The sequence below is a fragment of the Cryobacterium sp. MLB-32 genome (assembly GCF_000738085.1).
In the GTDB taxonomy this organism is placed as follows: Bacteria; Actinomycetota; Actinomycetes; order Actinomycetales; family Microbacteriaceae; genus Cryobacterium.
Window position 1 is genome coordinate 1 of the sequence record NZ_JPRS01000620.1, and the last position, 1,431, is coordinate 1,431.

The 1,431-nt window shown below is 57.8% G+C and carries 1 protein-coding gene; it reads left to right on the forward strand.

Annotated features, from left to right (window positions below; all coding sequences use genetic code 11):
• Positions 1 to 728 precede the first annotated feature (728 nt).
• Positions 729 to 1,431, forward strand: a 703-nt coding sequence (locus tag JF66_RS20405; protein ID WP_231556540.1) for an ABC transporter ATP-binding protein, incomplete at its 3' end; no start/stop codon positions are given.

The window sequence follows — 1,431 nt, forward strand, 5'->3', positions numbered from 1 at the left end:
AGGCGTCGACCAGGGTGATCTGGTGAATGGGGTCGAGTTCCGCTCCCGTTATGGCGATGAGTTTCGTATGTGGGCGGTGTTTGAGCGTCTCGCAGATGAAGGCCTTGGTACCAGCGGTCACATCCAGCAAGAGGAGATAATCAGTCTTCACCCCGAGGATTCGGAGATGCAGCTAGCATTCGATCTCCACGGGCTGCGCTGGCACGACTGATCCGCCGGTTCATTTTTCAATTAGCTTGAGGCTGGCCGCAGACCCTTGGTGGCACGAAGAAGAGCGGGAGCAGCAGAACTAATTCCTCAGGGACAGCGAATTTCTCGGTGGTGCAGCTGTCGCAGTTGGCGTGCCTTGGCGGGATTTCCTTACGCGACAGGGCAAACGGGACACCTTCGTTCAGACGGGGTGTGCGGCCCCGTCTTTGCGGGGGCGTTCCCGTTGGAGGTCCGGCTTACGGGGCGTAGGAAACGCCTACGTCGGACGCCCCAAAGTGAGCCTACGTAAGCCGGGCTGTTCATCGACAGCGGTCAGACGGACGACGCCAATTCTTGGCGGTCTGTATACCAAGGGAAGCATTTCTCGGATGGCGATTGTCTACCGTGGCTAGATGTGTTTTTCGTGCGGATGTTCTTTGCTGATATGGACGTGAGTCTTTGCGTCCCAATTAGTTGAAGGACAGAACACGATGCAGGGCACTAGATCCCAGGGGACGCCGATTATCCGGACGAGTGGTTTGACGAAGAACTACCGGGGCGTTCCGGTGGTGGAGGGTGTGGACCTGCAGGTCGGTGCCGGTGAGATCTTCGGATTTCTGGGACCGAATGGTGCGGGTAAGAGCACGACGATGAAGATGCTGTTGGGTTTGGTGCGCCCCACATCGGGAGCGGTTGAGATCTTTGATCAGAGGCTGGGTGCGAATCAGCGGGCGATCTTGCCGCGGATCGGGTCTTTGATCGAGTCTCCCTCCTTCTATGGGCATTTGACAGGTCCGGAGAATCTAGATCTGGTCCGGCGGATTAAACATCTGCCTGTCTCGTCAGTGCCTCCGGTGCTCGCCACCGTTGGTCTGAGCGGTCAAGAGAAGAAGCAAGTCAAGAACTATTCTCTGGGGATGAAGCAGCGCCTCGGTTTGGCGATGGCTTTGCTTGGGGAGCCGGATCTGTTGATTCTGGACGAGCCGACAAATGGTCTTGATCCGGCCGGGATTCACGAGATGCGTGAGCTGATCGTTGGTTTGCCGGAACGGTTCGGGATGACGGTTTTAGTGTCGAGTCATCTCTTGTCGGAGATTGAGCAGATGGTTTCCACCCTGGGCATCATCGATCACGGTCGCCTGCTGTATCAGGGGCCGCTGTCCGAGCTGGAAGATGCCGGACGGCTGGTGGTGACAGTCAGTGATCCACTCGGCGCTGCAACCATGCTCCGGCAGGCCGGGT